A 5285-nucleotide genomic window follows, 5' to 3' on the forward strand; every position below is an offset into this window, starting at 1 on the left:
CCTCGGACTTAATCGTCTCGATAGACTTTTTCGCGCCGTTCATGACGCTCCTGCGCCTCGATCGACAGCGTCGCGATCGGACGCGCGTCGAGGCGCTTGAGGGAGATCGGCTCCCCCGTTTCCTCGCAATAGCCGTAACTGCCGTCGTCGAGGCGCGTCAGCGCCGCGTCGATTTTGGCGATGAGCTTGCGCTGCCGGTCGCGCGCGCGCAGTTCGATGGCGCGGTCCGTTTCGGACGACGCGCGATCTGCCAGATCAGGATGGTTTTCGTTTTCATTCTGCAGAGTGGCCAGCGTTTCGCGACTCTCCTGTAGAATGTCCTCCTTCCAAGCCAGCAGTTTGCGCCGGAAATATTCGCGCTGCCGATCGCACATGAAGGGTTCGTCTTCGGAAGGCTTATACGTTTCTTCCAGATCCACCGCCATCTCGCGAATCCTTAATTGGCCTATAGGCGACGCCTATATAGCCGCGACGGGCGCCACATACAATCATTCCCCGCGCCGCCCTCACTCCATGGCTCTGCGCAGATTTTCATCGACTTTGTCCAGGAAGCCTGTCGTCGACAGCCATTTCTGATTGCAGCCGACAAGCAGGGCCAGATCCTTGGTCATGAAGCCCGACTCGACGGTCGCGACGCACACTTCCTCGAGCGTGCGGGCGAAGCGGATCAGCTCGTCGTTCCCATCGAGCTTGCCGCGATGCGCGAGCGCGCGCGTCCAGGCGAAAATCGAGGCGATCGAGTTGGTCGAGGTCTCATGCCCCTTCTGGTGCTCGCGATAATGGCGCGTGACCGTGCCGTGAGCGGCTTCGGCCTCGACGGTCTGGCCGTCCGGCGTCATGAGCACGCTCGTCATCAGACCGAGCGACCCGAAGCCCTGCGCCACCGTGTCGGATTGGACGTCGCCGTCGTAATTCTTGCACGCCCAGATGTAGCCCCCCGACCATTTGAGCGCCGAGGCGACCATATCGTCGATCAGACGATGCTCGTAAGTGAGGCCGACCGCCTGGAATTTCGATTTAAACTCGGCGTCGTAAATCTCCTGGAACAAATCTTTGAAACGGCCGTCGTAGGCCTTGAGGATCGTGTTCTTGGTCGACAGATACACCGGATATCTGCGTGTGAGCCCGTAGTTGAACGTGGCGCGCGCGAATTCGCTGATCGACTCGTCAAGATTGTACATCGCCAGCGCGACGCCGGAGCCGGGGAAATTGAAGACTTCCTTCTCGATGACGTCGCCGTCGACGCCTTCGAATTTGATCGTCAGACGACCCTTGCCCGGCACTTTGAAGTCAGTGGCCTTATATTGATCGCCGAAAGCATGGCGCCCGACGATGATCGGCTGCGTCCATCCTGGGACCAATCGCGGCACGTTTCTGCAGATGATCGGCTCGCGAAAGATGACGCCGCCCAAGATGTTGCGGATCGTGCCATTCGGCGATTTCCACATCTCCTTGAGATGGAATTCCTTCACCCGCGCTTCATCGGGAGTGATCGTCGCGCATTTCACGCCGACGCCATGCTTTTTGATGGCGTAAGCCGCGTCGATCGTCACCTGATCATTGGTGGCGTCGCGATTTTGAATCGAGAGATCGTAATAAAGGAGATCGACGTCGAGATAGGGCCGAATGAACTTTTCTTTGATGGCGGCCCAGATGATGCGGGTCATTTCGTCGCCGTCGAGTTCGACGACAGGGCTTGCAACCTTGATCTTCCGCATGCGCCGGCTCCTCCTATGCCGCGCGCCTTATAGCGTCGGCTAGAGGTTTTGGGTAGCAATTGGGCGGCCTTTCTCTGAGCGCCGAAGCGCCCTTCCCCCCGCGCGCTTTCCGCCCTAATTTGCCGGCCGCTTTGGGGCAAGGAGTCGAATTGGTCGGGGCCGGAACGGATCGCAGCAAGACGGCCCTTTCCGGGGGGCCGGCGATTGTGCTCGTGCGTCCGCAGCTCGCCGTCAACATCGGCATGTGCGCACGCGCCATGGCCAACTTCGGCCTCTCCGATTTGCGCCTCGTCTCGCCGCGCGAAGGCTGGCCGCGCACCGGCGCCTATCGCAAGGGCGCCTATGCGGCGGCCGCCGGCGCCGTGCATCTTCTCGAAAGCGCGAAACTCTACGAGAGCGTGCGCGAGGCGATCGAGGATCTTTCCTTCGTTTACGCCGCGACCGCGCGCGGACGCGGCCAGATGAAGCCGGTGCTGACGCCGGCGCAGGCGATGCCGGCCACGGCGGCGCGCATGACGGCGGGCGAGAAACATGGCGTGCTGTTTGGCCCCGAGCGCACCGGCCTCGACAATGACGACGTCGCGCTCGCCGACGCCATCCTCACCTTTCCGGTCAATCCCGCCTACGCCTCGCTCAATCTCGCGCAGGCGGTGCTGCTCACCGGCTATGAATGGTTTCGCGCCGCGCATGGCGACGCCATTCCCTTCGAGATCGAAGAGCGTTCGCCCCCGGCGACGCGCGAGATGACGCTCGCCTTTTTCGATTTCCTCGAAGGCGAACTCGACAAGCGCGGCTTTTTCCGTCCGCTGACGAAAAAGCCCGTCATGTCGCGCAACCTGCGCAACATGTTCCACCGCATGGGCCTCACCGAGCAGGACGTGCGCACGCTGTGGGGCATGGTCGTGCGGCTGGTGGAAGGCCCGCGCCGTGAGCCGAAGAAGACGAGCCGGAAAAAACAGGCGGAAGGCGCGGAATAGGCATGCTAACGCTCCTGCGCCTCCATGACCTTGATGCATTGTTCCAGGTCGTCGTGAAGTCGCCGCACGGTCACCATGTCAAAGTTGATATAGCCGACCGGCTGAAGGACTCTCGTCCAACCCTCGGCGACAAGCTTGACGTCGACGTATAGCCGCCGATTTGCGCCAGCGCCGGTCCGCTTCAGACTCACCTGCATCGCTGCGTATTCGACAAGGCCCTCCCGGGGTCTGCATGCGAAGACGGTGCTGCCATCTAGCGCGGAAAGGGAGCGGTGCTGCGGCATGAACTTCCGTATGGTGTCCCACATCTTGCCCATCGCGGAACTTGCGCTCTTCAAATTGAGACGACCACTCAGCGGGAGCCACTCCAGTTGCCGCAGCGACGCTCCCACGCCTCCGCAGCGTCCATAGATTGTTTGAGATCGTCTCGAAGCTTTTTCGCTGTCGACAGATCAAAATCGATGTAGACAGGCAGTACGCCGTAGTCGATATTCATCCATGGGTCGGCCAGAAACTTGACGTTTACGTACGGCTTTTCTTCTCCACAGGCCGCCGTTTTCACTCGAACCTGCAATTTGCAATATGACTCAAGTCCGCGGCGAGGGTTGCACGCAAGAACAACTCGACCGAAAAGCGCCGAGTCGGGTCCCGCCCAAAATGCTTTCTTCAACGTTTTCCACATAGCCAGCCCATAAGCCAACTTCGCTATAGCAGGCGCAGCGCGAAGCTTAAGAGACCAAACTCCTGTGCCAGGCGACCCGAGGGCGGCGCGGCGCTCGATCAATTCTAATGGAAGGACTGCTTGCTTTCCCGCCGCGCCGAAGGCGGCGGGGCGAGCGGGCTCGCTTGATGGTGCACCAGCCGCCAGCGCTCCCCGCTCCAGCGAAACCAATTGGTCGCGAGCAGCAGGCCGCCGCCGACCTCCTCGATGCAAAAGACCCGGCCGTCGCTCCCCTCGATGAGCGTCTGTGGATCTCGAATTGTGACCGCCTCCTGCGCCGGATTGCGAAAAATATCGCGGTAGGAGGCGAGCACCGGCATGCGCCCGACGAGCGCCGGCCATCCTGGGTGAACGCAGGAACAGCCCTCCTCCGCCCAAAGATCATTCAAAGCGCCAAGGTCACGTGCGGCGAAGGCCTGATAATAAGCGGCGTTGGCGTCGAGCAGCGAGGTTTCATCCATCGGGGGACACTGCGAGATTCTCTTGGGCATGGCAAATGCAAGACGGGGTCCAAAGAGATGGGTCGATGGATGCGCTGACCTGGTTCGGGCTCTTCGCAGTAAGCGCGATGCTGCTCACTTATTCAATGGAGGAACGCAGCCATTGGTTCGTGCTGGGATTCGCGGTCGCCTGCGCCTTGGGATCAGTCTACGGATTTCTTCAAGGCGCTTGGCCCTTCGGCCTGGTCGAAGCGGTGTGGGCGGGGGTCGCGCTCAAGCGGTGGCGCGCGCGGCGAAGGGCCTCGCAAGACTGCGGCGAAGCGCTTAAGTAGTACTGTCGAGATGTCACAGAGCGCTCAATTTGTGATATTCGCGCACTTCCGCCGGCCTTGAACCGGACGTAGGAGTCTCCCGATGTTCATCCAGACTGAAGCCACCCCTAATCCCGCAACGCTCAAGTTTCTGCCGGGCCAGGACGTCCTGGGCCAGGGCGCCATGGAATTCCGCTCGCGCGACGCCGCCGCCCATGCGCCTCTCGCTCAGGCGCTGCTCTCCATCGATGGCGTCGAAGCCGTGATGTATGGCGCGGATTTCGTCTCGGTGACGAAGAACGGCGCCGAATGGCCGCATCTGAAGCCCGCTATTCTGGGCACGATCATGGAGCATTTCGCCTCCGGCGCGCCGCTCCTGACCGAAGGCGCGGCGCCGGCGCAGCCCAGCGGCGAGTTCTATGACTCAACCGACGCGGAGACGGTCGCCACGATCAAGGAGCTGATCGAGACGCGCGTGCGTCCGGCGGTCGCCGGCGACGGCGGCGACATCGTCTTCCGCGGCTTCAAGGATGGCGTCGTCTATCTTGCGATGAAGGGCGCCTGCTCCGGATGCCCCTCGTCCACCGCCACTTTGCGCAACGGCATCGAGAACCTGCTCAAGCATTTCCTGCCACAGGTGAAGGCGGTCGAGCCTGCGTAGGGGCGGCGTCTCCGGAGACGACATTGATCGCGCTTCGAAAACCGTCATAATCGACGAATCATGAGAATCCTTGCGATTGACACCGCTCTGCCAGCCGTCTCGGCCTGCGTGCTGGACCATGACGCGGCGGCGCCGATCGCCGCCGAATCTGTGGAGATGGAGCGCGGCCACGCCGAGGCGCTGCTGCCGCTCATCCGACGAGTCATGGCCAAGGTCGACGGCGGCTTCGCCTCGCTCGATCGGATCGCCGTGACGGTCGGCCCCGGCTCCTTCACCGGCATTCGTATCGGCCTCGCCGCCGGTCAGGCGATCGCGCTCGCCTGCAAAGCCGAGATCGTCGGCGTCTCGACGCTGGCCGCGCTTGCGGCGCCGCTGATTATCGATCCTTTCGACGGCGTCGTCGCGGCGGCGATCGACGCGCGCCACGACAAAGTCTACATCGCCGCCTTTGGCCCAG

At 62.0% G+C, this 5285-nt stretch carries 9 protein-coding genes; 4 read left to right on the forward strand and 5 right to left on the reverse strand.

Annotated elements, in window-relative coordinates; genetic code table 11:
* Positions 1 to 8: 8 nt before the first annotated feature.
* Together dksA and NEI07_RS06160 are read right to left on the reverse strand one after the other, a co-directional pair.
* Positions 9 to 425 (reverse strand): RNA polymerase-binding protein DksA, encoded by a 417-nt coding sequence (dksA, locus tag NEI07_RS06155; protein WP_014890379.1) that lies wholly within the window; start codon positions 423 to 425, stop codon positions 9 to 11.
* A gap of 81 nt (positions 426 to 506) precedes the next feature.
* The gene (locus NEI07_RS06160; protein WP_256033414.1) at positions 507 to 1718 is read right to left on the reverse strand and encodes an NADP-dependent isocitrate dehydrogenase; all 1212 of its coding nucleotides are present in this window, start codon (positions 1716 to 1718) and stop codon (positions 507 to 509) included.
* Positions 1719 to 1867: 149 nt separating this feature from the next.
* Between NEI07_RS06160 and NEI07_RS06165 the strand changes: the two genes are divergently transcribed.
* A complete protein-coding gene (locus NEI07_RS06165) occupies positions 1868 to 2695 on the forward strand; it encodes an RNA methyltransferase (RefSeq protein ID WP_256033415.1) in 828 nt (275 codons plus the stop codon).
* Between the two features lie 5 nt (positions 2696 to 2700).
* On the opposite strand, the gene NEI07_RS06170 is transcribed toward NEI07_RS06165, so the two are convergent.
* The 3 genes from NEI07_RS06170 to NEI07_RS06180 form a co-directional block, all read right to left on the reverse strand.
* Positions 2701 to 3012 (reverse strand): hypothetical protein, encoded by a 312-nt coding sequence (locus NEI07_RS06170; RefSeq protein ID WP_256033416.1) that lies wholly within the window; start codon positions 3010 to 3012, stop codon positions 2701 to 2703.
* A gap of 35 nt (positions 3013 to 3047) precedes the next feature.
* A complete protein-coding gene (locus NEI07_RS06175; protein ID WP_256033417.1) occupies positions 3048 to 3365 on the reverse strand; it encodes a hypothetical protein in 318 nt (105 codons plus the stop codon).
* Between the two features lie 116 nt (positions 3366 to 3481).
* Positions 3482 to 3877 carry a nuclear transport factor 2 family protein gene (locus tag NEI07_RS06180; RefSeq protein ID WP_256033421.1) on the reverse strand — a complete coding sequence of 132 codons (396 nt, stop codon included), beginning with the start codon at positions 3875 to 3877 and terminating at the stop codon, positions 3482 to 3484.
* Between the two features lie 65 nt (positions 3878 to 3942).
* On the opposite strand from NEI07_RS06180, the gene NEI07_RS06185 reads away from it, so the two are divergent.
* From NEI07_RS06185 to tsaB, 3 genes are all read left to right on the forward strand, one after another.
* Entirely contained in the window at positions 3943 to 4188 is a 246-nt protein-coding gene (locus NEI07_RS06185) for a hypothetical protein (protein WP_256033418.1), read from the forward strand.
* 82 nt (positions 4189 to 4270) lie between these two features.
* Positions 4271 to 4828 (forward strand): NifU family protein, encoded by a 558-nt coding sequence (locus NEI07_RS06190; protein ID WP_256033419.1) that lies wholly within the window; start codon positions 4271 to 4273, stop codon positions 4826 to 4828.
* A 60-nt stretch (positions 4829 to 4888) separates the two neighbouring features.
* Positions 4889 to 5285, forward strand: a 397-nt coding sequence (gene tsaB / locus NEI07_RS06195; RefSeq protein WP_256033420.1) for a tRNA (adenosine(37)-N6)-threonylcarbamoyltransferase complex dimerization subunit type 1 TsaB, incomplete at its 3' end; no start/stop codon positions are given.

Source organism: Methylocystis suflitae, assembly GCF_024448135.1.
Classification (GTDB): domain Bacteria; phylum Pseudomonadota; class Alphaproteobacteria; order Rhizobiales; family Beijerinckiaceae; genus Methylocystis; species Methylocystis suflitae.

Bases quoted from the DNA above. Each gene is read 5' to 3' on its own strand.
- dksA (WP_014890379.1), bottom strand. From the start codon at position 425: ATGGCGGTGGATCTGGAAGAAACGTATAAGCCTTCCGAAGACGAACCC.
- NEI07_RS06160 (WP_256033414.1), bottom strand. From the start codon at position 1,718: ATGCGGAAGATCAAGGTTGCAAGCCCTGTCGTCGAACTCGACGGCGAC.
- NEI07_RS06170 (WP_256033416.1), bottom strand. From the start codon at position 3,012: ATGGGCAAGATGTGGGACACCATACGGAAGTTCATGCCGCAGCACCGC.
- NEI07_RS06180 (WP_256033421.1), bottom strand. From the start codon at position 3,877: ATGGATGAAACCTCGCTGCTCGACGCCAACGCCGCTTATTATCAGGCC.
- NEI07_RS06185 (WP_256033418.1), top strand. From the start codon at position 3,943: ATGGATGCGCTGACCTGGTTCGGGCTCTTCGCAGTAAGCGCGATGCTG.
- NEI07_RS06190 (WP_256033419.1), top strand. From the start codon at position 4,271: ATGTTCATCCAGACTGAAGCCACCCCTAATCCCGCAACGCTCAAGTTT.